Below are 25,125 nucleotides of genomic sequence, written 5' to 3' on the forward strand. Positions count from 1 at the left end.
AGGAGGCACGATGGGCGAGCAGGGGAGCGGTTGGCCGTTCGTCGGGCGAGGGGTTCCGCTCGCGGCCGTGCGCGAGGCGCTGCGGTCGAGGGCGGGCATGATGATCGCCGGCGCGGCGGGCGTCGGCAAGAGCAGGCTGGTGGCGCACGCGCTGGCCGGGCAGCGGGGCTACGCGGTCGTGCGCGCGCTGGGCACGGAGACCGCGTCGATGATCCCGTTCGGGGCGTTCGCGCACGTCCTGACGGGTCCGCCGCGCGGCGGCGAGAACCTGCTGCGCTGGGCCGCGCGCCACCTGCGCGACCTGGCCCGGCGCAGGGAGCTGCTGGTGAGCGTGGACGACGCGCACCGGCTGGACCCGGCGTCGGCGGCGCTGGTGCACTACCTGGCCGCGAAGGGGGAGGCGCGGCTGCTGGTGACCGTCAGGTCGGGGGAGGCGCAGCCGGATCCGGTGGTCGCGCTGTGGAAGGACGAGCTGCTGCCGCGCATCGAGCTGCCGCCGCTGACGGTGGCCGAGGTGGGCGAGGTGCTGGCGGGGGCGCTCGGCGGCGAGGTCGCGGCGGAGACCGTACGGCATCTGGCCGGGGTCAGCGAGGGCAACGTGCTGTACCTGCGGGAGGTCGTGCACGCGGGACGCACCTCGGGCTGCCTGGCCGAACGGGACGGCGTGTGGCGCTGGCGCGGCGAGCTGTCCGTGACGACCCGGCTGCGCGAGCTGGTGGGCGACCGGATCGGCCACCTCGACAGGGACGAGCGCGAGGCGCTGGAGCTGGTGGCGTTCGGCGAGCCGCTGGGCGCCGCGCTGCTGGCGGAGCTGACCTCGGCGAGCGCGGTCGAACGGGTCGAGTCCCGCGGCCTGGTCGTGACCGTGGACGACGGCCGGCGCGACCACCTGCGGCTCGGCCACCCGCTCTACGGCGAGGTGGTCCGCGCCGACTGCGGCACGCTGCGGGCGCGGCGGCGGCTGCGCATGCTGGCCGAGGCGCTGGAGGCCACGGGGCTGCGCCGGCGCGAGGACGAGCTGCGGGCCGCCGTGTGGCGGCTCGACAGCGGCTCGGTCACCGACCCCGCGATGCTGACCTCGGCCGCCAGGCTGGCGTGGGGCAGGCAGGACCCCCGGCTGGCCGCGCGGCTGGCCAGGGCCGCGATCGACGCCGGGGCGGGCGTGGCAGCGGTCTCGGTGCTCGGCGAGGTGCTCATGGTGCTCGGCGACGCCGACTCCGCGGTGACCGCGCTGCGGCGGGCGGCGCGGGACGCGGTGACCGAGAGCGAGCGCGCCCAGCACGCCTACAGCCTGGGCGTGAGCCTGGCCTGGGCGGGCGCCGACGCCGAGGCGTGCCACGTGCTCGACACGGCCATCGCGACGCTCACCGGCCCGGGGTGGCGGCAGGAGGCGTACGTCTACCGCGCCGTCACCGACTGCATGGCCGGGCGGCTGACCGGCGCGGCCCGGGCGCTGGCGCAAGCCAGGGCATGCACGCCCGGCACCTTGCGGGGCGCGGCGCACGGGGCGTCGCTGGAGGCGTGGGTGGACGCGTACGCGGGCCGCACGGAACGCGCCCTGGCCGTCGCCGAGCGCACGATGGCCACCGTCGAGGAGTGGCGGGAGCTCGCCCCGCACGCGCTGCCCACCTTCCTGGACGCGCAGTGCGCCGCGCAGACGTTCTCCGGGCGGCTGGCGGAGGCGGCGCGGACCGCCGGGCGCGGCATGGAGCTGCCCGCCGCCGAGCTGTCGGTGACGGGGTTCGGCGCCTACCGGGCGATGGCGGCCAGGCTGCGCGGCGACGCCGCGGAGGCGGCGCGCTGGTGCAGGGACGACATGGCCAGGCTGCCCGCGGGGGAGCCGTACCTGGGGCGGGTGGTGGCCGAGCACGCGCACGCGCTGGCGCTGCTCGGCCGGCTGGACGAGGCCAGGGAGTCGCTGGCGGACGCCGCGAAGCTGGCCGGCCGGTGGGCCTTCACCCGGCAGCACGTGCTGCACGCGGCGGTGTGGGTGGCGGCGGCGGGCGGCGACCTGGACGAGGCCGTGCGGCTGTGCCGGCTGGCCGCCTCCCACGCGCGGCGGCACGAGCTGGGGGGCAACCTGATGTTCGCGCTGCACGACCTGGTCCGGCTCGGCGAGCGTGCCCCCGGGCTGGGCGAGCTGGCCGGGGAGGTGGACGGGCCGCTGGTGCGCCTGCTGGCCGGGCACGAGCGGGCGCTGGGCGATCCGGACGCGCTGCGCGCGGTGGCGGAGGGGTACGAGCGGCTCGGCATGGTGCTGTACGCGGCCGAGGCCACCGCTCACGAGGCGGCCGCCCACCACGACGCGGGCCGGGGCCGGCTGGCCAGGAGCGCGCGGGCGCGGGCGGGCGCGCTGGCCAGGCTGTGCACCGGCGTCTCGACCCCGGCGCTGGTCGAGCTGGCCACGCCCGAGCTGACGCCGCGGCAGCGGGAGATCCTGCAGCTCGCCGCGGCCGGGCTGACGAACAGGGAGATCGCCGACCGGCTGACGCTGTCCAAGCGGACGGCGGCGAACCACCTGCAGGCCGCCTACGACAAGCTCGGCGTGAACGACCGCACCCAGGTGGGCCGCCTGCTGGAGGCGTTGTAGGTGCGAGATCCGGCTTGAGCCGCTGGAGGCGTGGCAGGTCTCAGACCAGCTTGAGCCGCTGGAGGCGTGGCAGGTCTCAGACCAGCTTGAGCAGCCCGTCGTACAGGGCCTCCCGCTCCCCGGCGGTCAGGGCCCGGTACGGCGCGGACGCCCGCAGGTTCGTCTCCGCCTCGATGCCGGCGCGCAGCGGCCCGTCCGGCAGGCCGACGATCCCGGCCGCGGACAGGCCCGCCGCCCGCCAGGCCGCGGCGTGGGCGTCGGCGCGGTGGTAGCGGACGACGGCGAGCCGGTTGAACAGCAGCAGCCCCGGTGCCGCGTCCTCCGGCTCGTACGGCGGCGCCACCAGCTCCAGCGCCCCGCCCGGCAGCCGCTCGGCCGCCTGGAGCACCCGGGCCGCGAGCCCCGCCAGGCCCGGCAGGTCGTGGGCCGCCCAGACGCGCTCGGCCGTGGCGGCGTGCACCTCGTACAACCGGTGGACGAACTCCAGGCCCCTGTCCGTCAGCCGGAGCGTGCCGTCGCCGTCCTCGGACAGGGTCCGCTGGCGCAGGTGCTCCTGGAGGTCGCGCTCGCGGGGCGCCGCGTCGCCGTACCGGTCGATGACGGCCAGGGCGGCGCGGGTCAGCGGGCGGAGGGGGAGCGTGAAGCGCAGGTCGGAGAGCAGGCCGGGGGTCACGGCGGAGGTCTCGGCTAGCTCGGCGACGGCTCGGGCGGCCGAGGCGTGCACGTTGACGTGGGCTGCGCCGATGACCGGGGCGATGGCCGCCGCGAATTCCGACAGGTCCTGAAATTTCGGCATCGCGTTGATTATGGGGTGGTCCACGGCGGATCCGCAGGGAATCGTAACGGCCCGGCTCCAGGGTGAGGTCAACCGTCCGGCGTGCGGCGGTGTTCTTCTCGCCGCCCCCCTCCTCTTCTCCCCCTGGAGTCACATGTCCGCCCGTTGGGCCGCTCTGCCCGTACTGCTGGTCGCGGTGTTCGTGACCACGCTCGACTTCTACGTCGCGAACCTGGCCGTGCCCTCCATCCGCGCCGACCTGGGCGCGGGCGACGCCACCGTACAACTCGTGATCGCCGGGTACGGGCTGGCGTACGCGGCGGGGCTCGTCGTCTCCGGACGGCTCGGCGACCTGTACGGGCACCGGCGGATGTTCGCGGCGGGCCTGGCGCTGTTCACGCTGGCCTCGGCCGGGTGCGGGCTGGCCACCGGCACGTCCACGCTGGTGGCGGCCAGGGTCGGGCAGGGCGTCGCCGCCGCGCTGCTCGCGCCGCAGGTCCTCGCCCTGCTCGGCCTGCTGTACCGGGGGAACGCGCGCGCCAGGGCCTTCGGCTGGTACGGCACCGCCGTCGGCCTGGCCGGGCTGAGCGGCCAGGTGATCGGCGGGCTGGTGGTGGCCGCCGATCCGATGGGGCTGGGCTGGCGGGCCTGCTTCCTGGTCAACGTCCCGATCTGCCTGGCCGCCCTGGCCCTGACCGGCCGCCTGCTCCCCCGCGCCACGCCGCCGCCGCTCCCCCGCGACCTCGACCTCGGCGGGGCGGCGCTGGTCACGGCCGGGCTGGTGGCCGTGGTGCTGCCGCTGGCCGAGGGGCGGGAGCAGGGGTGGCCCTGGTGGACGTGGGCGTGCCTGGCCGCCGCGCCGCTGCTGCTGGGCGCGTTCTGGTGGCGGCAGCGCCGGCTGGCCGCCCGGGGGCGGGTGCCGCTGCTGGATCTGGGCGTGTTCAGGGAGAAGGGGTTCGCCTGGGGGCTGGTGGCGGTGGGGCTGCTGTTCGGCACGTCGGCCGGGTTGTCGTTCGTGCTCGCCCTGTACCTGCAGGACGGGCTCGGGCTGGCGCCGCTGGCCGCCGCGGCCGTGTGCACGGCGCTGAACGCCGGCTTCTTCGCGGCGTCCCTCCGTCCGGGCCGTTTCGGGGGGCCGGTGCTGGTGGCGGGGCTGGCGCTGGTGTACCACGCGATGGGCGCGGGGCCGTTGCCGCTGGGGCTGGCGCTGCTGGTGACGGGGGCCGGGATGGGGTGGCTGATGTCGCCGCTGCTCTCCTCGGTCCTGGCCGCCGTACGTCCTGAGCGATCGGCCGCCGCGGCCGGGGTGCTCGGCACCGTACAGGAAGCCGGGGGAGTGCTCGGCGGGACGGTCACCGGGGCGGTGTTCTTCGCCGCGCTGGACGGCGGGTGGGACACGGCGGCGCGGGCCGGGCTGACGGTGCTGATCGTGGCGTCGCTGGGCGTGCTGGCCCACTCGGCGACGCGCCGGCCGGCGCAGGGTGCCGATCGCAGGAGGCGCGAGGCGGCCCGGGGCAGTTTCACGTGAAGCACGGCCGCACTGGCCGTTCGTGAGTGACACGGTGGTGTGAGTGACACGGTGGTGTGAGTGACACGGTCGTGTGAGTGACACGGTCGTGTGAGTGACACGGTGGTGTGAGTGACACGGTCGTGTGAAGCACGATCGTGCCGGCCGTTCGGGCGAAGCACGATCGGGTGTGCCGACCGGCGGGAGGGCGTGGAATGCTAGGCGTGTGACGCTGCCGCTCCGTCTCGCCCGCACCGCGGTGTTCGCCGTGGTGTGCCTCGGGCTGGGCGTGGCGGCGCACGTGCTCGGCGGCGGGTTCGTGCCGGTGCCGGCCATGGCGGCGGCGCTGGGGCTGGCGTTCGCGGCGGCGTACCCGCTGTCGGGGCGCGAGCGGTCGTTCGCGGTGATCCTGCCGCTGCTCGCCGGGTTACAGGTGATCCTGCACCTGCTGTTCTCGCTGTCCCACGCCACCTCGCCGCACGCGCCGGTCGGTCACCTCCACACAGGGCTGGTGCCGGACCTGGGCATGCTGGTCGCGCACGGCTGGGCGGTCGGGATGACCGCGTTGTGGCTGGCGCGGGGCGAGGCCGCCCTCTGGGCGCTGCTGCGCCGGCTGGCCGTGCGGTTGCTGGTCATCTGGCTGCCGCTGCTCACCACTCCTTTCTCCACACCCCTGTGCACGACCGAGCCGCCCGTGCTGCGCTCGGCCGTGCTGCGGCACGTCGTCAGCGGGAGGGGCCCGCCGCGGGCCGTCGCCGCCTGACCTCCGGGGTCGGGCGAGACGTCTTCCCTTTTCAGACGACCCCCGCCGCCCGGCAGGGGCTGCTTCGGCATGCCGGGCGGAGAAAGGCAACCCCACCATGTACGTTCGTCATGCCCTCGTGCTCGCGTCCGCCGTCGTGGCGCTGACCGCCTGCGCCGGTTCCACCTCCCCCGACCCCGCGGCCACCACCACCGCCGCCGCGGCTGCCGCCAGCCCGTCGGCCACCGCGCCCGCCGCCGCCCTGACCATCACCGATCCCTGGGTGAAGACCACCAAGAAGGGGATGACCGCCGCGTTCGGCACGCTGGTCAACAACACTGACGCGCCGGTCACGATCACGTCCGGCACCTCGCCGCTGTCCCCCACCATCGAGCTGCACGAGGTCGTCGAGAACGGCGGCAAGATGGTCATGCGGCCCAAGGAGGGCGGCTTCGTCGTGCCCGCCCGCGGCACCCACCAGCTCCAGCCCGGCGGCGACCACATCATGCTGATGGGCGTCACCGAGGAGGTGAAGCCGGGCGCCAGGATCCCGTTCACGCTCCAGGTCCAGGGTGGCGAGCCGCTGGAGTTCACCGCCATCGGCAAGGACTTCGCCGGCGGCGAGGAGGACTACCAGCCGGGGCACAAGTGATCAGCCGCAGAGGGCTGCTCGCAGGGGGCGCCGCCACCGCCGCCACGGCGGCCGGCGCCCTCGTGCGACGCGAAGCGGAACGCCGCGAGACGGAGCACGGCGCGGCAGAACGCCGCGAGACGGATCGCGGGGCGGCAGAACGCCGGGAGCTCGCGCCGGTCGAGCCCTTTCACGGCGCACACCAGGCGGGCGTGGCCACGGCGCCCCAGGCCCACGCGGTGTTCCTCGGCTTCGACCTGCTGAAGGACACCCGCAAGGAGGCGATCGTCCGGCTGCTCCAGCTCCTCACCGACGACGCGGCCCGGCTCACCCAGGGCCGGCCCGCGCTCGCCGACACCGAGCCCGAGCTCGCCGCGAACCCGGCCCGGCTCACGATCACGTTCGGGTTCGGGCCCGGGCTGTTCGAGGCGGCCGGGGTGGACTCGCCGGTGGAGGCGCTGCCGGCGTTCCCGACGGACCGGCTGGAGAAGCGGTGGAGCGGGGGCGACCTGCTCGTCCAGGTGTGCGCGGACGACACCGTGACGGTCGCGCACGCCGTACGGATGATCGTGAAGGACACGCGGTCCTTCGCCCGCGTACGGTGGACCCAGCGCGGCTTCCGCAGCGCCAACCGGCGCAATCTGATGGGCCAGATCGAGGGCACGGTGAACGCCACCGACCTCGACAGGGCGGTGTGGATCGGCGCGGGCCCGCTGCGCGGCGGCACCACCATGGTGCTGCGCAGGATCCGGATGAACCTGGAGACGTGGGACGCCGCCGACCGGGTGGCCAGAGAGTTCACGATCGGGCGGCGGCTGGGCAGCGGGGCGCCGCTCACGGGCTCGGCCGAGACCGACGCGGCCGACTACGCCCGCAAGAACCGGCTCGGGTTCCCGGTGATCTCCGAGTTCGCGCACATCAGGCGGGCTCACGTGGCCGATCCGGCGCTGCGGCTGCTGCGGCGGCCGTACAACTACGACGAGGGGCTGTCGCCGGAGGGCGAGTCGGACTCGGGGCTGCTGTTCGTCTCCTACCAGGCGGACGTGGCCGAGCAGTTCGTGCCCGTGCAGCGCATGCTGGCCGAGGGTGATCTGCTCAACGAGTGGGTCACGGCCATCGGCTCGGCCGTCTTCGCCGTACCGCCGGGGTGCGCGCCCGGCGGCTGGATCGGGGAGCCGCTACTGGGCTGACCCAGGCCGACCCTTCCGGCCGGCCAGGGTCAGGCAAACCGGCCGCTCGGTGCCGGGCGGCCGGCCAGGGTCAGCCGTACCGGCCGCTCGGTGCCGGGCGCAGGGCGGCGGCCAGGTCGGCGGCGAGCGGCTCGATCTCCGCCGCGTCCAGGCAGGAGACGGTCAGGCGCAGCGCGGGCGGCGAGCCGATGCGGTTGCGGGCGCCGGGCGCGCAGGCCCAGCCGCGTGACAGCAGCCGGGTGATGGCGGTGGACTCGTCGGCGACGGGGATCCACACGTTCAGGCCGCTGCGGCCGTGCGCGGGAACACCGCGTGCGGCCAACGCCGCCACCAGGCCGTCCCTGCGCAGCGCGTACGACGCCGCGACCGCCGCCGGGTCCACCGCGTCGGTCCGCCAGAGGTGGGCGACGGCGTGTTGCAGCAGGTGGCTCACCCATCCGGCGGCCAGCCGCTGCCGCCCGCGCAGCCGGTCGAGCGTGGCGGGGTCGCCGGTGACCGGGGCCAGGCGCAGGTCGGGGCCGAGCGACTTGGCCGTGGAGCGGACGAGGATCCAGCGGCTCGTGACGCCGGCCAGCGGGTGCAGCGGCAGCTCCACGAACCCGGCCCCGTGGTCGTCCTCGACCAGCAGCACCTCCGGGTGCTCCGCCAGCAGCTCCCGCAGCTCGGCGGCCCGGGCTGCGGAGACGGCGGCGCCGGTCGGGTTCTGGGCGCGGGCGGTGATCACCACGGCCCGCGCGCCGGCCCGCAGCCCCCGCGCGAGCTCCTCCGGCAGCGGGCCCTCGTCGTCGAGCCGCATCGGGACCGGGCGCAACCCCAGGACGGCGACCAGGTCGAGCAGGGCCGTCCAGCCCGGGTCCTCGACGGCGACCGCGTCGCCCGGGCGCAGATGGGCGGTGAGCACGCGCTCGACCGCGTCGAGGGTGCCCGAGGTGATCGCCAGCGGCGCGGGCGGCACGCCGTCGGCCCGCAACCGCTGCCCGGCCAGCGCGAGCAGCTCCTCGTCGTCGCCGGTGCCGTACATGGCGGGCCGCTGCGCGTGTGCCCTCGCCGCCGCGGCCAGCGCGTCGTGCAGCGGCGGCAGCAGCCTCGGGTCGGGGTTGCCCTTGGCCAGGTCACGCACGCCCGGCGGCACCTCGATCCGGATCTCCTCGCGGAACGTGCTGGCCGGCCGCGCCCTGACCCTGGTCCCCCGCCGACCGGCGGTCTCGATGACGCCGCGCTCGCGCAGCAGCCGGTACGCGGCCGCCGCCGTCCCCGGGCTGACCCCGGCCCGCGACGCCACCTCGCGCACCGGCGGCAGCGCCGCCCCTGGTGGAAGCCGCCCTTCGGACACGGCGGCCTCGACGCCCGCCGCTATCTCGCTGGCCGTCCCACCCGCGATCGTGTACTTTTCTAGCACAAAATACATTATGTACTAGCACAAAGGTGATTCGCGTGCTCATCCATCCGTGGGACGCCGCCCGGGACGACGAGGAGTGGCGGAGCTGGCTGCGTACCCGCGACTTCGGCCAGATCGCGGTCAACGGCGTGGCCGGCGCGGCGCCCGTGGTGGTGCCGACGCACTTCCTCTACGACGGGGACGCCGAGGTCCTGCTCCACCTGGCCAGGCCCAACCCGATCTGGGAGGCGCTGGAGGCCAACCCGGTGGCGGTGGTGAGCGTGTACGACGACTACGCCTACATCCCCACCTCCTGGCGCTCCGACTCCCCCGAGACCGGCGTGCCGACCAGCTACTACGCCGCCGTCCAGCTCGTGTGCCTGGCCGAGATCGTGGACGACAGGGACGGCAAGGCGGAGATCCTGCGCCGCCAGCTCGCCCATCACCAGCCGGCCGGCGACCACGGCGAGGTGGCCGGCGACGCGGGGCCGTACCGCCGGATGTTGTCGGCGATCAGAGGGCTGCGGCTGCGGGTGGAGGAGGTGCGGGCCAAGTTCAAGTACGACGGCCACCGCCCGGCGGAGCTGCGCGAGCGGGTCGCGCGCGGGCTGGCCGAGCGGGGCCTGCCCAGCGACGCCGGCGCCCTGGCCCAGCAGATCCGGCGGAACGCCGCCGCGGAGTCCGGGGCAGACACCTGACCAGCCTTGTTTCAGTTCGGCCTGAAACGACTGGTTAAGGTGGTCCTGTGACAGCGCAGGACGGCCCCGACCACGAGCAGGTGCTCGAATGGGTCGAGCGAGTGGCGACGTTCGTCTCCGAGGAGTGGGGGCTCGCCCCGATCACCGGCCGCATCCTGGGCTGGCTCATGGCCTGCGACCCGCCGGCGCAGACCGCGGGCGACATCGCCGGCGCCATCGGCGCGAGCCGCGCGTCCCTGACGACGAACATGCAGCTCCTGACGTCCGTCAAGCTCATCCGCCGGTTCCGCAGGCCCGGAGAGCGGAACGTCTACTACCAGATCGAGGACGACGCCTGGTCGAAGGTCATCCGGCAGAAGCTCGCCGCGTTCACCGCCTTCGACGAGCTGGTGGCCGAGGGACTGAAGCTGGGCTGGGCCGACGAGACGCGGGCCGCGCGCATCCGCTCGGCCAGGTCCTCGCTCGCGGCGCTGACCGAGGCGCTCGGGGACCAGGCCGCGGCCAGGCACCGGCTGACCGCGGGGCGCGATCCCAGCCACGTTCACAACCTGTGGACAACTCGCTCATCCTGTGGATAACTCTTCGGCAATCCACCACCGCGCGGGCGCCGCCCGTGATACAGGCCACGTCCGCGGCCGGCACGCTCGCCGGGCACCCGACCGGCAAGCGTTTCACCTGGTCAGAGCCTCACGCAGGGGACCTGCCCGACGGCTCATACCACACCCGCGGCGGCGCCCGTCGCGCAACGGCGGAGCCCTTGTCAACAGGCCGCGCACCGGAGCCCACAGCCTGTGGATGAACGCACCGGCTCCCCGTCACGGCGACAGCACCTGGGCCGGTTAGGCGACGTCCGCTGTGCGACCGGTTGCGCCGTATCGCCCGTACGTGAGGCGGCGCAGCGCGGCCTCGGCCGGCCCCCTGCGCGGCGCCAGCAGCGCCGCGAGCACCACGGTGACCAGCCACGTGACGATGGCGATGCCGGACGCCGCCGCGTCGCCGACGCGGGTGCCGAGCCCTCCCGCGTACGGCGCGAACACCGCCACGAAGATCACCGACTGGAGGAGGTAGCAGGTCAGCGACCACTGGCCGCACGCGGTGAGTGCCCTGACGACGGGGCCGGTGGAGCGATGCCCGGACGCCATCCGGCCGGCGGCAAGCCCGATGATCGCCGCGTACGCGAGCCCTCCCGCGATGCCGGTCACGCTGTGCAGCGCGTACGCCGACACCGCGACCAGGTCCGAAGGCTCCCAGAGCCGGATGTCGACCAGCGTCAACGGCAGCCCGCCGGCCACGGCCAGCACGGTGCCCAGGGTCGCGACGCGCACGAGCAGCGGCCGGTGCGCGGCAGGCTCCTCCAGCACGCGGCGCCGCGCCGCCCAGATGCCGAACAGGAAGGCGGGCACCACGCTGGCGGCGAAGTAGGTGGGCGTCATCCCGGACCATCCGATGAGCCGCATCACCAGCGCCTCGACCGGATCCGCCATGGCGGCGGGCGTGTCGCCCTTGGGCGCCGAGATCGTGAGCAGCCCGAAACCGAACAGCACGACGACATGCAGCACGAGCCCGACGACGGCCGCCCGCAGCACCGCCCGGTCCTCGCGCCGGACGAACCCGACGAGCACGAGCCCGATCAGCCCGTACGCCCCGAGGATGTCCCCGAAGAACAGCAGCAGCGCGTGGCAGAACCCGAACGCCAGCAGCCACAGGCTGCGCCGCCGCAGCACCGCGCGCACCTGCGGCCAGCTCCTGCCCGTGGCCAGTTGCCGGTGGGCGAGCTGCACCAGGCCGTAGCCGAACAGGGCGGCGAACATGGGCAGCGCCCGCCCGTCCACCAGCAGGATCTGCACCCCGGCGACCAGCCGGTCGAGCACGCCGCCGTCGAGCGTGTACCCGCGGAACCCTGCCGGGTGACCCGACAGGTACATGTGCGCGTGCGCCAGCGCGATGAGCAGCAGCATCAGCCCGCGCGAGAGATCGGGCGCGAGCGCGCGCCGGGCGATGGGAGTGGCCCCCTGCGCAGGAGCCGGTGGAGCGATGGACATGGCTGTCCCCTCGAATCTAGATACATGACTGTAGCTAATCTCCACGGTAAAATACACCCGCGTAGCTAAACAAGGGGCGGACATGAACAACCGCAACATCCGGACACGCCGGCGGGGTGAAGAGCTGATCAAGGCCATCCACGACGCCGTGCTCGAAGAGGTGGTGGAGGTCGGCGCGGGACGGCTGACCATGGACGGCATCGCCCGGCGCGCGGCCACTCCCCGCAGCACGCTGTACCGCCGCTGGTCAGACCCCATCGAGGTGCTGCTCGACGCGCTCTACCACCAGCACCCGGTCGAGGAGCCCACGCCAGGGGCCACCGACCTGCGCGGCGACCTCATCCGCTCGCTGCGGCTCATGGTGGAGTGGGCCTTCAGCCCGGCCGGCCGCGCCGTCTCGGCCATCCTCACCGACCCGAAGAGCGCCGCGCTGATGTCGGAGGCCCTGTTCGAGCGGGTCTTCGCCGGCCGCGGCGGCACGTTCACCCGCACCGTGCTGCAGCACTACGCCGACCGCGGCCACTTCCCCGCCGCCCTGCTCACCCCGGTCGTCGCCGACATCGGCGAGGCCCTCGTCACCAAGCATCTGATCGACGCCGGTGCACCGCCGGGCGAGGAGTACCTCGCGGCGATCGTCGACCAGGCGATCCTGCCCGCGCTCGGCCTCGGCCCGAGCCACGACCCTGACGTGATCCCCGGGCGTGATTGAATCGCGCCATGGCGGTGGACCGTGAGCGAAGTGTCGTGTTCGGCCAGGCAGTCGGCCTGTACGAGTCGGCCCGGCCCGGCTACCCCGACCAGCTCGTCACCGACATCCTCGGCTATGCCCCGGCCGGCCCGGCGCTGGAGGTAGGGGCCGGAACGGGCAAGGCCACGGCCGCCTTCGCCGCCCGCGGCGTGGACCTGACCTGCGTCGAGCCCGACCCGAGAATGGCGGCGGCACTGGCGGCGAAGTGCTCCGGCGTGCGGCTGCGGATCGGGATCTTCGAGGACTACGTCCCTGACCGGCGCTTCGCCCTGCTGTACTCGGCCCAGGCCTGGCACTGGGTCGACCCTGAACGCCGCTGGGACCTCGCGTACGCGGCGCTGGCCCCGTCGGGTGCGCTCGCGCTCTTCTGGAACCACTACCTCGTCACCGACCCCGGCCTGCGCGCCACCCTCGCCGAGGTGGACCACCGTCACGGCGTGTCCAGCTCCAGCCTGCACCAGGAGGTGCCGGTCAGGAACGAGGAGGCCCAGCACCTGCTGGCCGGCGACCGGCGCTTCACCGACCTCGACGAGCGCTTCTACTCGTGGACGGAGTGGTACGCCGCGGACCGCTACCTCGACCTGGTCCGCACCATCTCCGCCTACCGGATCCTTCCTCCCGACCGCCAGGAGCCGGTGCTGCGGGAGCTGGCCACGGTGCTGGGCGACGGCGTGGAGATGACCTTCGTCACCGACCTCACCCTCGCCCGGCGAGTGTCAGGACCGTGAAATCGAACGGCGGAACAATGGCGCCGCAATAGCGTCCGGACACGAATTCCGCGAACCCCGGAACCACGCATTTGGGCCCCACCCGAAGGAGCGGGGCCCAAATGACAGCTCACTCAGGAGACAGGAGTCAGCCTCGAATCGGCGGTCGCGGCGGCGGGGCATTCACCACGCCACTGGACCCGGGCGATGTTGATCGCGAAGCCGGTCGCCACGTTGTACCGGCCCTCGGCCCAGCCGAAGTGGAAGCAGCCGAAGTAGCCGCCGGAGGGGCCGTAGAGGTCGACGTGGTCCAGCCCGGGAGCCGCGAAGCCGTTGTTGAACAGCGAACGCACGCCGTTGCAGGTGAAGGGCCCGCTGACGGCGGTCTGGCAGATCTTGTTCAGGCCGTCCTGGCTGCCGTAGAAGCAGACGTAGCCGCCTGGGCACTCCCAGGCCGCGGCGGTGGTCCTGGCGGCGGCCGGGCCGGACAGGCCGGTCACCGCGAGCACGGCCACAGCCATGATCATTAAAATTTTGCGCACAATTCTCCCCGTTTCTCGTGCGAACGGATTTTCCCCATAGCAGGAAAACATGTCATCGAGAATCACGGAAGTGAAATTCGGGAAATCGCCAGATTCACATTCCTCTTGACGAATCGCGAACCAACCGTCAAGGCGACCTCCGCCCGAGAAGCGCCCGATGGCGACGCTCCGGTCACTACGCATGGAGCCACCCGGGTTCGTCTCTTGCCCATCCGCGCCACTTCGCCCTATCTTGGACTGGTCGTTCCAAGTTAGGGGAGGGCGGATGCCCGACATCAAGCACTTCGACCCCGACGCAGCGCTGGACCAGGTGGTACGCCTGTTCTGGGAGCGCGGCGCCGATGTCACCGGCATCGCCGACGTCGTGCAGGCCACCGGGCTGAGCCGGTCCAGCCTGTACGCGACCTTCGGCGGCAAGGAGCGGCTGCAGGCCGCCGCGCTGCGCCGCTACCTGGAGCGGCAGTCGCGGCCGGTGTTCGCCGCGCTGGCCGCCGACGGCCGCGGCCTGCCCGCCGTCACCGGCTTCTTCGAGCGGCTGGTGGCGGCGCGCTGCACCGGCGAGCACGCCCGCTGGGGCTGTCTGGTCACCAACACCCAAACCGGCCCCGCCCGCGCGATCCCCGAGATCCAGCAGGTCCTGGACGCCCACCACACCGAGCTGCGGGCGGCGATGCGTGCCGCGCTGGAGACGGCGCGGGATCGCGGCCAGGTACGGCCAGGACTGGATCCGCACGCCGCCGCCGAGACGCTGGCGCTGCTGGCCTACGGGGTCAACCTGCGCTCCCGGGCCGGCGCCGGGGCCGGCGACCTGCTGGCGGGCGTGCGCGCCGTACTGGACGGCTTCACCCGCATCGAGGAGAGATGATGATCGATTTCCGCGTGTACGACGAGAGCGACGCCCCCGAGGCGGCCCGCCCGATGCTGGAGGCGGCCAAGCGGCGCATGGGATTCGTGACCACCCTGAACGGCGTGATGGCCGAGTCCCCCGAGTTGCTGGCCGGCTACAACGCGCTGGCCGAGCAGTTCGGCGGGTCCTCCCTGCCGGGGCCGGCCAAGCACGTCGTGTGGATCACCGCCAGCGTGGAGAACGGGTGCGAGTACTGCGTGGCCGCGCATTCCACCCTGGCGTTGCGCGCCCGCGTGCCGGCCGAGGTGGTCGAGGCCCTGCGGACGGGCAAGCCGCTCCCCGACCCCGCGCTGGAGGCCGCCCGGCGGCTCACGCAGGTGATGGTCGCCCGGCGCGGCTGGGTGGACGACGCGGAGGTGGAGGCGTTCCTCGCGGCCGGCTACACGCGCCGCCACGTCCTGGACATCGTGCTCGGCGTCGGGATGAAGACCCTGTCGAACTACACCAACCACCTCGCCCACACCCCGCTGGACCCGGCCTGGCAGGGCCAGGAATGGACCCGCGACCAGGCCGGCTGATCGCCCCGGCGGTTCAGGCCGGCGGCACGGCGTCCTTCACGCCCACCTGATGGCCGACGTCCTCGTCCTCGGCCGCGGCGAGCACCGCCTCCAGCAGCCCGGGGAAGCGCACCTGCAGCTCCTGCCGCCGCAGGGTCACGAAGCAGCGGGTGCCCTCCTGCCGGGTGCGGGTCAGCCCGGCATCGCGCAGCACCCGCAGATGATGGCTGAGCGTGGACTTGGCCACCGGCGCCAGCAGGTCGCCCCAGCCGCGCTCACGGCCGTCGGCCAGCACCCGCACCACTCCGACCCGGATCGGGTCGGAGAGGGCGGCCATCACCCCGGTCAGCGTGAACTCGCCCACTTCGGGGTGATGCGCCGGTCTCATCCCTCCATGGTAGCTTGTTCGATGTTTCACGAACATCGAACATCCGACGAGAGGGGTTCCGCCATGACCGCCCCGCCCACCAACCGGCTACAGGACCAGGTCGCGATCGTGACCGGCGCAGGATCCGGGATCGGCAGCGCCACCGCACTCGCCTTCGCCCGTGCCGGAGCCCGCGTGCTCGCCGTGGGCCGCCGCGCCGAGGCCCTGCGGCAGACCGCCGCCCAGCACCCCGGCATCGCCGTCCTCCCGGCCGACATCACCGGTGACGGCACTCCACAGGCGGTGATCGACGCGGCGACCGACCGCTGGGGCCGCCTCGACGTCCTGATCAACAACGCCGGCGCCACCGCCGTCATGCCGCTGGCCGACACCGACGCCCAGCGCGTGGCCGACCTGCTGGCGCTGAACGTCACCGCGCCCAGCCTGCTCGCCAGGGCCGCGCTGCCGCACCTGCGCGCCGGCCGCGGCACGATCGTGAACGTCTCCAGCACGTACGGCCACCGCCCGCTGCCCGGCGCCGCCCACTACGCCGCCTCCAAGGCCGCCATCGAGCAGCTGACCCGCAGCTGGGCCCTGGAGCTGGCCGCCGACGGCATCCGCGTCAACGCCCTGGCCCCCGGCCCCACCGAGAGCGAGGCCCTGGCCGCCGCCGGCCTGCCCGACGCCGTCGTCCAGCAGATCAAACGGGACGAGACCGCCACCATCCCCATGGGCCGCCGCGGCACCCCCGAGGAGGTGGCCGCCTGGATCGTCCACCTCGCCGACCCCGCCGCCACCTGGATCACCGGCCAGGTCCTCACCGTCGACGGCGGCCTGGAACTCACCTGACGACCGTCGGCGTCACGCTGCCGCCGCACCAGGCGCGCCCACTCCCGTCACCCGCGGGCTCCACCGCTGCGGCCGCTGCTCGCCCGGGGTATGGCGCAGGAACGCGACGATCAGCTCGGTTCCCGCCGCCCGAACTCCACTCCGGCGGCCGCTACTCGCCCGCGGTCTCGCGCAGGAACGCGACTTCTCGCCCGCGGTCTCGCGCAGGAACGCGACTACTCGCCCGCGGTCTCGCGCAGGAACGCGACGATCAGCTCGGTGACCTCGGCCGGCCGTTCCATGCTCGGCAGGTGGCCCGCCCAGGGCAGCTCGACGTGGCGGGCGGCAGGCAGGACGTCGGCGGTGTGCCGGAAGTCGGCCACGTCGTGCGCGCCCGACACGGTGAGGCACGGCATCGTGACGGCCGCCAGATCGACCTCGGGCTTGACCGGCCCGACGGCTCCTTCGGCCAGTTGCAGCTCGTAGGCCCGCAGCTGCATCTCGTGCACCGCCTGCTTGGCGTCCTCGCCGGCATCGGGACCGAGCCACCTGTCGGCCATCAGCCGGGCGCCTCCGGCCAGATCGCCCGCCTCGACCAGCGCGTCCTCACGCGCCCCGATGGCACGCAGTTCGGCGCTCGGCTCGCGCCCGGGCAGGGCGGCGGAGAGCAGGACCAGCGCCGCCACCCGCTCAGGATGGCTCGCGGCGACCTCCAACGCGACCTTCCCGCCGTAGGAGGAGCCGACCAGCGAGACCTGGCCGATGCCCAGGCTGTCGAGGAGCGCCAGCACGTCGCCGGTGTTGCTGTACGGCTCCGTAGGAAGCGGGCTCTGCCCGAAGCCCCGCAAATCGCAGCGGATCACCTGGAATCCGGCGTCGATCAGGGGCTGCCACTGGTCGTTCCACATCCGCCTGTCGCACACCCCGGCGTGCAGGAGGAGCAGGGCCGGCCCATCGCCGCCGACGTCATAGGGAATTGTCATTCGGCAGACACTACTGGGTATCCTCGTCCGGTTTGAGCAGCACCGTCGGGCCTACGCGGCCGGCTTGCCCCCGGCACGCAGTCGGTGACGTTGTCCCGCAAACCCAGACGGCCTTCGTAGACGGCCACCTTGTGGGTGATCAGCTTGAGGCACTCGTCGAGTTCGTGCATCTGGGCGAGCACCCGTTCCCGATGTTCGCGCAACACCTCCAGCCGTTCCGTCTCGTTGCCCTGGCCGGCCCTGACGAGCTCGGTGTAGCGCCGGATGTCGGTCAGGGGCATGCCGGAGGCGCGCAGCCGGATGCACACGCCCAGCCAGTCGACGTCACCCTCGCTGTAGACGCGGCGCCCCGCGGTTCCCCGCCGTACCGGCTGGGCCAGCAGCCCCTCCCGCTCGTAGAACCGGAGCGTGTGCGCGCTGAGCCCGGTGCGTTCGGCGACCTGGCCGATGCTCAAACCCGACATGTGGCCAGTTTGACTTAGAGTCGACTCTAGCTTCTAGGGTCCGAGGTATGAGATATCGCATCCTCGGCGGCACCGGTATCGAGGTCAGCACCCACTGCCTCGGCACCATGATGTTCGGCTCGGCCGGCAACCCCGACCACGATGACAGCATCCGCGTCATCCACACCGCCCTCGACAACGGGATCAACTTCGTCGACACCGCCGACATGTACTCGGCGGGCGAGTCCGAGGAGATCGTGGGCAAGGCGCTGCAGGGCCGGCGGGACGAGGTGGTGCTGTCGACCAAGGTGCACTTCCAGATGGGCGAGGGGCCCAACCGGAGCGGCAACTCGCGGCGCTGGATCATGCGCGAGGTCGAGGCGAGTCTCAAGCGGCTGCGCACCGACTGGATCGACCTCTACCAGATCCACCGCCCCGACCACCGGACCGACATCGAGGAGACCCTCTCCGCGCTGACCGACCTGGTACGGCAGGGCAAGATCCGGGCCTTCGGCAGCTCGGCCTTCCCCGCGCACGAGACGGTCGAGGCCTACCACGTGGCCAGGCAGCGCGGCCTGTACCGGTTCCGCACCGAGCAGCCCCCGTACAACATCCTGGCCCGCGGCATCGAGGGCGACGTCCTTCCCACCGCGCAGCGGCTCGGCATGGGCGTGCTCACCTACAGCCCGCTGGGCTGGGGGTTCCTGACCGGCCGGTACCGCAAGGGGCAACAGGTCGACCTGTCGCAGGGCCGCGCCGCGCGGGCGCCGGAACGGTTCGACCCGGCCATCCCGGTCAACGCGGCCAAGCTGGAGATCGTCGAGGAGCTGGTGAAACTGGCGGACGAGCTCGGCTGCACCCTGCCGGCGCTGGCCGTCGCCTTCGCCGCGGCACACCCGGCGGTCACCTCGGTCATCCTCGGCCCGCGCACGATGGAGCAGCTGGAGGGCTTGCTGAAGGGCGCCTCGCTGGTGCTCGACGACACCGTGCTCGACCGGATCGACGAGCTCGTGCCGCCCGGCACCAACGTCTACCACCCTGTCGGTCTCTGGAGCCCCGCACCCCTGACCGACCCCGCCTTGCGCCGCCGCCCGCTCGGCGACCGCGCCGCGAGCTGACCGGGGATCGCTTCCCCCCGGAACCTTGCAGGCGCCGCCCATCGAAGTGCCCGCCATGGGCGGGCCGGCCTGCTCTACTCTCCCAAGCGCTCGGCGTGTTCCGGAACCCAGGGGAAGGGCACCTCGGGCCAGCGGGCGGCAGCCCACTCATCGAGATCCACGGCTAGAACAGCGTCGACGAAGACCTGCGGCGGCCGATAGCCGTGCGCGTTGATGTAGTGGCCTATCAGGAAGGGGGCGGCGTAAGCGACCCCGGGCGGGCCTGGGATCCGGACCTCTCCATTGCCCTCCGGGGCGTCCTCAGGCGGGCACAGATCGCACTTGTGCACTCCACGACAGACGTTCATACGGTGAACGGCTTGTACGGCCTTCAGCCTCTCGGTGAAGGCCGCAGGGACGGGACCGGTCGGATACGGCCTGCCGGCCTCCAGCCACCCCAACGTTCAACCGCGTATAGGTGGGGCGGAAGCTGAGACCGTAGAAGCCCGACTCTCTGTCCATGAACGAGTCATCATCCAGATAGTCGTACACGCTGAGATCTTCGTAGAACACCCGCGCATCATCTCCAACCGCAGGGCGGTCCTCGGTTCCAGGCATCAGCCGAGGCCGAAGTGACATGCCGGCCGCACTGGTGCGGCGGATGACGAGGACGGCTTCGGTCACTCACCACATCAAAAAGGCCACTTCCGATCTTCGGAAATGGCCTCTGAGCTGGGTGGGGCTACCAGGACTTGAACCTGGGACCTCTTCCTTATCAGGGAAGCGCTCTAACCGACTGAGCTATAGCCCCGCTCGCACCCCGAACGCTATCGCATCCGCCTCGTGGAGGCGAACCGGTTGTTCGGAACGAGAAAAGCTTACAACCTCCGGCAGGCTGCTCGCGCCGTCCGCATGCCCCGTACGGCGCGAGCTCCGCCCTTACTCGGCTTCGCTGAAGGTCACCTCGACGCCTCCCACCAGGTCGGAGGCGATGTTGTAGATGACCGCCCCCAACGTGGAAAGAGCCGTGATCAGTACGACGTTCACCGCCCCGATCAGGGCCGTGTAGCCGAGGATCCGCACGGGCTCGAACCAGGAGGCGATGTCGATCGGGATCGAGCTCTGGCCCTGCTCGCCCTGGCCGAGCTGGTTGACCAGGTCCACGATCGAGTCGAAGACGCCCAGGGCCGACAGCACGCCGTACAGGACGGCCACGGCCACGAACAGCACCACGAAGCAGACCAGGGAGACCACGAAGCTGAACTTCATGGCCGACCACGGCTCGACGCGGCGCAGGACCAGGTGGGCCTTGCGGGGCAGCCTGCCCCCGCCCGAGCCGGAGCCCTTCTTCTTGTTGGACAGCTCGATGGCCGGCGGGGCCTCGGTGGCCAGCGACGGGCGCAGGCGAACCGTCTCGTTGCCCTCCGACTGCTGCTGTCCCCCCTGAGGCGGAACGGGCGGGCCCTGGGGCCCGGACGGGCCATGAGGGCCCGGCGGGCCGGGCGGACCCGGCTGCGGCGAAGGCTTGTTGTCCTCCTTGGCCGGCATGGACCTGCCCTGCGCGGGCGAGGTGTCCTGGCCTTCTTCGACCGCGTCGAACATCTCGGTCTCTGCGGGCTTCTTCGGCTGCTGTCCGTTACCCGAAGCCGCCTTGGTCCTGGCGGGACCACCCTGGGCGCTCATGAGTTACTCTCCTCCCCCGTCTTCCTCATTGTCCACCGAAGTCTCCATGGACTCGGCGTTGCGGGCGAGGGCCACCACGCTGTCGCCTTCAGCGAGATTCATCAATCGCACTCCCATGGTCTGGCGGCCGGACTGCTTGATCTCGCCGGCACTCGTCCGGATCACCCCGCCGGCGGACGTGATCGCGAAAACCTCGTCCTCTGGGTTGACCATGACGGCTCCGACCAGCTTGCCACGGGAAGATACGATCTTCGCAGTCAGCACGCCTCTACCGCCACGTCCTTGAACTGGATACTGCTCCACTGGCGTCCGTTTTGCGTACCCAGCCTTCGTGGCGATAAGCACATCTTGACCGTCTGCGATCCGATTCATGGCGAGAAGTTCGTCACCTTCGAGGAACCTCATGCCGATGACACCGCTGGTCGCCCGTCCCATGGGACGGAGCGCCTCGTCAGAGGCGGTGAAGCGGATCGACTGCGCGCCCTTCGAGACGAGCAGCAGGTCGTCGGACTCGGAGACCAGCCGGGCTCCGATGACCTCGTCGTCCTCCCGCAGGTTGATCGCGATCAGACCGCCGGACCGAGGGGAGTCGTACTCGGACAGGCGCGTCTTCTTGACCAGGCCGCTGCGCGTGGCGAGAACGAGGTAGGGGGCGACGTTGTAGTCGCGTAGGTCGAGAACCTCCATGACTGTTTCGTCGGGCTGCATGGCAAGAAGGTTCGCGAGATGCATGCCCCGGGCGTCGCGACCGGCGTCGGGCAGCTCGTACGCCTTGACGCGGTACACACGGCCCTTGTTCGTGAAGAACAGCAGCCAGTGGTGCGTCGTGGTGACGAAGAAGTGGTCGACGATGTCGTCCTGGCGCAGCTGAGCACCGCGTACGCCCTTGCCACCGCGCTTCTGGGCCCGGTACAGGTCGGTACGGGTGCGCTTGGCGTAGCCGCCCCGGGTGATCGTGACGACGATCTCGTCCTCGGCGATGAGGTCCTCGATCGACATGTCGCCGTCGTAGGCGATGATCTCGGTCTGCCGCTCGTCACCGTAGCGGTGGACGATCTCGGCCAGCTCCTCGTTGATGATCTCGCGCTGCCGGCTCTCGCTGGCCAGGATCGAGTTGTACTCGGCGATCTGCGTCATCAGGGAGTCGAACTCGTCCTGGATGGCCTGGCGCTCCAGGGCGGCCAGCTTGCGCAGCTGCATGTCGAGGATGGCCTGCGCCTGCACCTCGTCGATCTCCAGCAGCGCCATGAGGCCCTGCTGGGCGGCGGAGGCGGACTCCGAGGCCCGGATGAGGGCGATGACCTCGTCGAGCCGCTCCAGGGCCTTCAGCAGCGCGCGCAGGATGTGAGCGCGCTCCTCGGCCTTGCGCAGCAGGTACCGCGTCCGGCGGACGATGACCTCGATCTGGTGGGCCACGTAGTGCCGGATGAACTGGTCGAGCCGCAACGTGCGCGGCACGCCGTCCACCAGCGCCAGCATGTTGGCGCCGAAGGTGTCCTGGAGCTGGGTGTGCTTGTAGAGGTTGTTGAGCACGACCTTGGCGACCGCGTCGCGCTTGAGCACGATGACCAGGCGCTGCCCTACTCGCGAGGAGCTCTCGTCACGTACGTCGGCGATGCCGGTGAGCTTGCCCTCGCGCACCAGCTCGGCGATCTTCAGCGCCAGGTTGTCGGGGTTGACCTGGTACGGCAGCTCGGTGACGACCAGGGCCTGCCGCCCCTTGTCCTCCTCGACCTCGACCACGGCCCGCATGGTGATCGAGCCGCGCCCGGTGCGGTACGCGTCCTCGATGCCCCGGCGGCCCACGATGAGCGCCTTGGTCGGGAAGTCGGGGCCCTTGACCAGCTTGATGGCCGCTTCGAGCAGCTCCTCGTCGCCGGCCTCGGGGTTCTCCAGCGCCCACTTGACCGCCGCCGCGACCTCGCGAAGGTTGTGCGGAGGGATGTTGGTGGCCATGCCGACGGCGATGCCGCCCGAGCCGTTGACCAGCAGTTGCGGGAATCGCGACGGCAGGACGTCGGGCTCCTGCGACTTGCCGTCGTAGTTGGGGCGGAAGTCGACGGTCTCCTTGTCGATGTCCCGCAGCATCTCCATGGCGATGGGCGCGAGCTTGCACTCGGTGTAACGCATCGCCGCCGCCGGGTCGTTGCCGGGCGAGCCGAAGTTGCCCTGCCCGTCGACCAGCGGGTACCGCAGCGACCAGTGCTGCGCCAGCCGGACCAGCGCGTCGTAGATCGAGGTGTCACCGTGCGGGTGGTAGGTGCCCATCACGTCGCCGACGACGCGGGCGCACTTGAAGTAGCCGCGGTCGGGACGGTAGCCACCGTCGTACATCGCGTAGAGCACGCGCCGGTGCACCGGCTTGAGGCCGTCGCGCACGTCCGGCAGCGCTCTGGACACGATGACCGACATCGCGTAGTCCATGTAGCTGCGCTGCATCTCGGACTGGATGTCCACAGGCTCGATGCGGTCAGCCGGGGGAGTGGTGTTCACGTCCGTCACAGGTGTTGGTCCTTCTTAAACGTCGAGGAAGCGAACGTCGCGCGCGTTACGGATGATGAAGTCGCGCCGCGCCTCCACGTCTTCCCCCATCAGCACGCTGAACAGGTCGTCGGCCTGCGCGGCGTCGTCGAGCGTGACCAGGCGCAGCAGCCGGGTCGCCGGGTTCATCGTGGTCTCCCAGAGCTGGCCGGCGTTCATCTCGCCCAGCCCCTTGAAGCGTTGTACGTTGTCGCGCGGCCGCGGGTCGGGCTTGCCGCTGGCGATGCCCGCGGAGATCACCGCGTCGCGCTCGCTGTCGGAGTAGGCGTAGGAGGCGTCCTCGCCCTTGCGGTCCCACTTGATCTTGTACAGCGGCGGGCACGACAGGTAGACGTGACCGGCCTCGATCAGCGGCCGCATGAACCTGAACAGCAGCGTCAGCAGCAGCGTGTTGATGTGCTGGCCGTCGACGTCGGCGTCGGCCATGAGGATGACCTTGTGGTAGCGCAGCTTGGCGATGTCGAACTCGTCGTGCACGCCGGTGCCCAGAGCCGTGATCAGCGCCTGGACCTCGTTGTTCTTCAGGACCTTGTCGATCCGCGCCTTCTCGACGTTGAGGATCTTGCCGCGGATGGGCAGGATCGCCTGGAAGCGCGAGTCGCGGCCGCCCTTGGCCGAGCCGCCGGCCGAGTCGCCCTCGACGATGAACAGCTCGCACTTCTCCGGGTCGTTCCACTGGCAGTCGGCCAGCTTGCCCGGCAGCCCGCTGCCCGCCTCCAGCAGCGACTTGCGCCTGGTGAGGTCGCGCGCCTGGCGAGCGGCGATGCGGGCGCGGGAGGCCTGCAGGGACTTGTTGATGATGTCCTTGGCCTCGCCGGGGTTGCGCTCGAACCAGTCGCGCAGGTGGTCGTTGCAGGCCTTCTGCACGAACGACTTCGCCTCGGTGTTGCCGAGCTTGGTCTTCGTCTGCCCCTCGAACTGCGGGTCGGACAGCTTGACCGAGATGATCGCGGTCAGCCCCTCGCGGACGTCCTCACCGCTGAGGTTGTCGTCCTTGCCCTCCTTGAGGAACTTCTGCTCGCGCGCGTAACGGTTGACGATCGACGTCAGCGCCGCGCGGAAGCCCTCCTCGTGGGTGCCGCCCTCCGCGGTGTTGATGACGTTGGCGAAGCTGTAGACGGACTCCGAGTAGGAGTTGTTCCACTGCATGGCGATCTCGACCGCCAGCCCGTCGCTCTCCTCCTCGAAGGCGATGATCGACGCGTGCGCCGGTTCCTTCTTGGCGTTGAGGTGCTGCACGAAGTCGGACAGGCCGCCCTCGTAGTGGTAGGTGACGTGGTGCACCTCACCGTTGATGTGGTCGGGACGCTCGTCGGTCAGCGTGATCGTCAGGCCCTTGTTGAGGAAGGCCATCTCCTGGAAGCGCCGCGAGAGCGTCTCGTAGTTCCACGTCGTGGTCTCGAAGATGTCGGGGTCGGGCCAGAACGTGACCGTGGTGCCCGTCTCGTCGGTCTCCTCGCCCTTGGCCAGCGGGGCCGTGGGCTTGGACATCTCGTAGCGCTGGCGCCAGTAGTGACCGTTCTGCTTGACCTCCACCTCCATGGCGGTGGACAGCGCGTTGACGACGGCCGAGCCGACGCCGTGCAGACCGCCCGAGACCGCGTAGGACTGGCTGTCGAACTTGCCGCCCGCGTGCAGCGTGGTCAGGACCAGCTCGACCGCGGAGATCTTCTCCACGGGGTGGATGCCTGTGGGGATGCCACGGCCGTTGTCGACCACGCGTACGCCGTTGTCGGCGAGCAGCGTGATGTCGATCCTGTCGGCGTAACCGGCCAGCGCCTCGTCCACCGCGTTGTCGACGATCTCCTGGACGAGATGGTGCAGGCCACGCTCACCGGTGGAACCGATATACATACCCGGGCGCTTGCGAACCGCCTCAAGCCCTTCGAGTACGGTGATTGAGCTAGCGTCGTAGGACAACTGCGAAATCCTCCTGCCGCGGACACGCGGCGGGGGAGGCGATCAACTAGCGAAGCTGCCCCTGCCGTGCCCGTCACCGTCGTGAGTGCCCCGATGCGCGGTCACCCAGGGGAGTCGGCTTGCTGCCGGGGTGACACGCAAGCGGACGTGTCCGGAATCCTTTTTCATTCTACCGCTTCCGGAGGGCCAAGGTGGCAATGAACGCGCCTGTGATGCCCTCTAGCTCGTTTGGCCCCCGGGCAAGCATCCCCCCTCCGGAAAGGGGGCTTATCGCGTCTGCGGCTGTCTGATCGCCCCGAGCGCCTTTCC

The 25,125-nt window shown here is 71.8% G+C and carries 23 protein-coding genes and 1 tRNA gene; 13 read left to right on the forward strand and 11 right to left on the reverse strand.

The window, feature by feature from the left end; genetic code table 11:
- The first annotated feature begins 10 nt into the window (after window positions 1-10).
- Window positions 11-2,590, forward strand: coding sequence for a LuxR C-terminal-related transcriptional regulator (locus ACBJ32_RS37805; RefSeq protein ID WP_375130824.1), 2,580 nt, complete (start codon window positions 11-13; stop codon window positions 2,588-2,590).
- Window positions 2,591-2,666: 76 nt separating this feature from the next.
- On the opposite strand, the gene ACBJ32_RS37810 is transcribed toward ACBJ32_RS37805, so the two are convergent.
- Complete coding sequence (locus ACBJ32_RS37810; RefSeq protein WP_375130825.1) at window positions 2,667-3,386, reverse strand: hypothetical protein; 720 nt, start codon at window positions 3,384-3,386, stop codon at window positions 2,667-2,669.
- Window positions 3,387-3,519: 133 nt separating this feature from the next.
- Here ACBJ32_RS37810 and ACBJ32_RS37815 point away from each other — a divergent pair, with 133 nt between their 5' ends.
- The 4 genes from ACBJ32_RS37815 to ACBJ32_RS37830 all read left to right on the forward strand — a co-directional run bounded on the left by ACBJ32_RS37815 (window position 3,520) and on the right by ACBJ32_RS37830 (window position 7,435).
- Window positions 3,520-4,893 (forward strand): MFS transporter, encoded by a 1,374-nt coding sequence (locus ACBJ32_RS37815; RefSeq protein ID WP_375130826.1) that lies wholly within the window; start codon window positions 3,520-3,522, stop codon window positions 4,891-4,893.
- Between the two features lie 205 nt (window positions 4,894-5,098).
- Window positions 5,099-5,635, forward strand: coding sequence for an MFS transporter (locus ACBJ32_RS37820; RefSeq protein WP_375130827.1), 537 nt, complete (start codon window positions 5,099-5,101; stop codon window positions 5,633-5,635).
- Window positions 5,636-5,732: 97 nt separating this feature from the next.
- Complete coding sequence (locus ACBJ32_RS37825) at window positions 5,733-6,266, forward strand: copper chaperone PCu(A)C (protein WP_375130828.1); 534 nt, start codon at window positions 5,733-5,735, stop codon at window positions 6,264-6,266.
- Window positions 6,263-7,435 carry a Dyp-type peroxidase gene (locus ACBJ32_RS37830; RefSeq protein ID WP_375130829.1) on the forward strand — a complete coding sequence of 391 codons (1,173 nt, stop codon included), beginning with the start codon at window positions 6,263-6,265 and terminating at the stop codon, window positions 7,433-7,435. Before ACBJ32_RS37825 ends, ACBJ32_RS37830 begins: the two co-directional genes overlap by 4 nt.
- Window positions 7,436-7,505: 70 nt before the next feature.
- On the opposite strand, the gene ACBJ32_RS37835 is transcribed toward ACBJ32_RS37830, so the two are convergent.
- Window positions 7,506-8,834 (reverse strand): aminotransferase class I/II-fold pyridoxal phosphate-dependent enzyme, encoded by a 1,329-nt coding sequence (locus tag ACBJ32_RS37835; protein WP_375130830.1) that lies wholly within the window; start codon window positions 8,832-8,834, stop codon window positions 7,506-7,508.
- A gap of 35 nt (window positions 8,835-8,869) precedes the next feature.
- On the opposite strand from ACBJ32_RS37835, the gene ACBJ32_RS37840 reads away from it, so the two are divergent.
- Window positions 8,870-9,511, forward strand: coding sequence for an FMN-binding negative transcriptional regulator (locus tag ACBJ32_RS37840; RefSeq protein ID WP_375130831.1), 642 nt, complete (start codon window positions 8,870-8,872; stop codon window positions 9,509-9,511).
- A gap of 47 nt (window positions 9,512-9,558) precedes the next feature.
- Window positions 9,559-10,089, forward strand: a complete 531-nt coding sequence (locus ACBJ32_RS37845) for a GbsR/MarR family transcriptional regulator (RefSeq protein WP_375130832.1) — start codon at window positions 9,559-9,561, stop codon at window positions 10,087-10,089.
- Between the two features lie 261 nt (window positions 10,090-10,350).
- On the opposite strand, the gene ACBJ32_RS37850 is transcribed toward ACBJ32_RS37845, so the two are convergent.
- The gene (locus tag ACBJ32_RS37850) at window positions 10,351-11,553 is read right to left on the reverse strand and encodes a DUF418 domain-containing protein (protein ID WP_375130833.1); all 1,203 of its coding nucleotides are present in this window, start codon (window positions 11,551-11,553) and stop codon (window positions 10,351-10,353) included.
- A gap of 82 nt (window positions 11,554-11,635) precedes the next feature.
- Between ACBJ32_RS37850 and ACBJ32_RS37855 the strand changes: the two genes are divergently transcribed.
- Both ACBJ32_RS37855 and ACBJ32_RS37860 read left to right on the forward strand, forming a co-directional pair.
- Window positions 11,636-12,262 (forward strand): TetR/AcrR family transcriptional regulator, encoded by a 627-nt coding sequence (locus ACBJ32_RS37855; RefSeq protein WP_375130834.1) that lies wholly within the window; start codon window positions 11,636-11,638, stop codon window positions 12,260-12,262.
- Window positions 12,263-12,270: 8 nt separating this feature from the next.
- A complete protein-coding gene (locus tag ACBJ32_RS37860) occupies window positions 12,271-13,029 on the forward strand; it encodes a class I SAM-dependent methyltransferase (protein ID WP_375130835.1) in 759 nt (252 codons plus the stop codon).
- A gap of 113 nt (window positions 13,030-13,142) precedes the next feature.
- Here ACBJ32_RS37860 and ACBJ32_RS37865 read toward each other — a convergent pair whose 3' ends face one another.
- Entirely contained in the window at window positions 13,143-13,529 is a 387-nt protein-coding gene (locus ACBJ32_RS37865; protein ID WP_375130836.1) for a peptidase inhibitor family I36 protein, read from the reverse strand.
- A gap of 286 nt (window positions 13,530-13,815) precedes the next feature.
- On the opposite strand from ACBJ32_RS37865, the gene ACBJ32_RS37870 reads away from it, so the two are divergent.
- Both ACBJ32_RS37870 and ACBJ32_RS37875 read left to right on the forward strand, forming a co-directional pair.
- The gene (locus ACBJ32_RS37870; RefSeq protein WP_375130837.1) at window positions 13,816-14,415 is read left to right on the forward strand and encodes a TetR/AcrR family transcriptional regulator; all 600 of its coding nucleotides are present in this window, start codon (window positions 13,816-13,818) and stop codon (window positions 14,413-14,415) included.
- Complete coding sequence (locus ACBJ32_RS37875) at window positions 14,412-14,975, forward strand: carboxymuconolactone decarboxylase family protein (protein ID WP_375130838.1); 564 nt, start codon at window positions 14,412-14,414, stop codon at window positions 14,973-14,975. Before ACBJ32_RS37870 ends, ACBJ32_RS37875 begins: the two co-directional genes overlap by 4 nt.
- 13 nt (window positions 14,976-14,988) lie before the next feature.
- Here ACBJ32_RS37875 and ACBJ32_RS37880 read toward each other — a convergent pair whose 3' ends face one another.
- Entirely contained in the window at window positions 14,989-15,342 is a 354-nt protein-coding gene (locus ACBJ32_RS37880) for an ArsR/SmtB family transcription factor (RefSeq protein WP_375130839.1), read from the reverse strand.
- Window positions 15,343-15,405: 63 nt separating this feature from the next.
- Between ACBJ32_RS37880 and ACBJ32_RS37885 the strand changes: the two genes are divergently transcribed.
- Window positions 15,406-16,170 carry an SDR family NAD(P)-dependent oxidoreductase gene (locus tag ACBJ32_RS37885; RefSeq protein ID WP_375130840.1) on the forward strand — a complete coding sequence of 255 codons (765 nt, stop codon included), beginning with the start codon at window positions 15,406-15,408 and terminating at the stop codon, window positions 16,168-16,170.
- A 215-nt stretch (window positions 16,171-16,385) separates the two neighbouring features.
- Here the strand turns inward: ACBJ32_RS37885 and ACBJ32_RS37890 are convergent, their stop codons facing one another.
- The gene (locus tag ACBJ32_RS37890; RefSeq protein ID WP_375130841.1) at window positions 16,386-17,132 is read right to left on the reverse strand and encodes an alpha/beta fold hydrolase; all 747 of its coding nucleotides are present in this window, start codon (window positions 17,130-17,132) and stop codon (window positions 16,386-16,388) included.
- Complete coding sequence (locus ACBJ32_RS37895; RefSeq protein WP_375130842.1) at window positions 17,129-17,596, reverse strand: MerR family transcriptional regulator; 468 nt, start codon at window positions 17,594-17,596, stop codon at window positions 17,129-17,131. Before ACBJ32_RS37895 ends, ACBJ32_RS37890 begins: the two co-directional genes overlap by 4 nt.
- A gap of 47 nt (window positions 17,597-17,643) precedes the next feature.
- Between ACBJ32_RS37895 and ACBJ32_RS37900 the strand changes: the two genes are divergently transcribed.
- Window positions 17,644-18,693 carry an aldo/keto reductase gene (locus tag ACBJ32_RS37900; protein ID WP_357880529.1) on the forward strand — a complete coding sequence of 350 codons (1,050 nt, stop codon included), beginning with the start codon at window positions 17,644-17,646 and terminating at the stop codon, window positions 18,691-18,693.
- A gap of 716 nt (window positions 18,694-19,409) precedes the next feature.
- Here the strand turns inward: ACBJ32_RS37900 and ACBJ32_RS37905 are convergent.
- The 4 genes from ACBJ32_RS37905 to gyrB form a co-directional block, all read right to left on the reverse strand.
- Window positions 19,410-19,483 (reverse strand) — tRNA-Ile (locus tag ACBJ32_RS37905).
- A 128-nt stretch (window positions 19,484-19,611) separates the two neighbouring features.
- Window positions 19,612-20,355: a DUF3566 domain-containing protein gene (locus ACBJ32_RS37910; protein ID WP_375130843.1), complete on the reverse strand. Its 744-nt coding sequence runs from the start codon at window positions 20,353-20,355 to the stop codon at window positions 19,612-19,614.
- A gap of 3 nt (window positions 20,356-20,358) precedes the next feature.
- Window positions 20,359-22,857, reverse strand: a complete 2,499-nt coding sequence (gene gyrA, locus ACBJ32_RS37915) for a DNA gyrase subunit A (RefSeq protein WP_375130844.1) — start codon at window positions 22,855-22,857, stop codon at window positions 20,359-20,361.
- A gap of 15 nt (window positions 22,858-22,872) precedes the next feature.
- Window positions 22,873-24,816 carry a DNA topoisomerase (ATP-hydrolyzing) subunit B gene (gyrB, locus tag ACBJ32_RS37920; RefSeq protein ID WP_375130845.1) on the reverse strand — a complete coding sequence of 648 codons (1,944 nt, stop codon included), beginning with the start codon at window positions 24,814-24,816 and terminating at the stop codon, window positions 22,873-22,875.
- Between the last annotated feature and the right edge of the window lie 309 nt (window positions 24,817-25,125).

The organism is Nonomuraea sp. GTA35 (assembly GCF_041950525.1).
Classification (GTDB): domain Bacteria; phylum Actinomycetota; class Actinomycetes; order Streptosporangiales; family Streptosporangiaceae; genus Nonomuraea.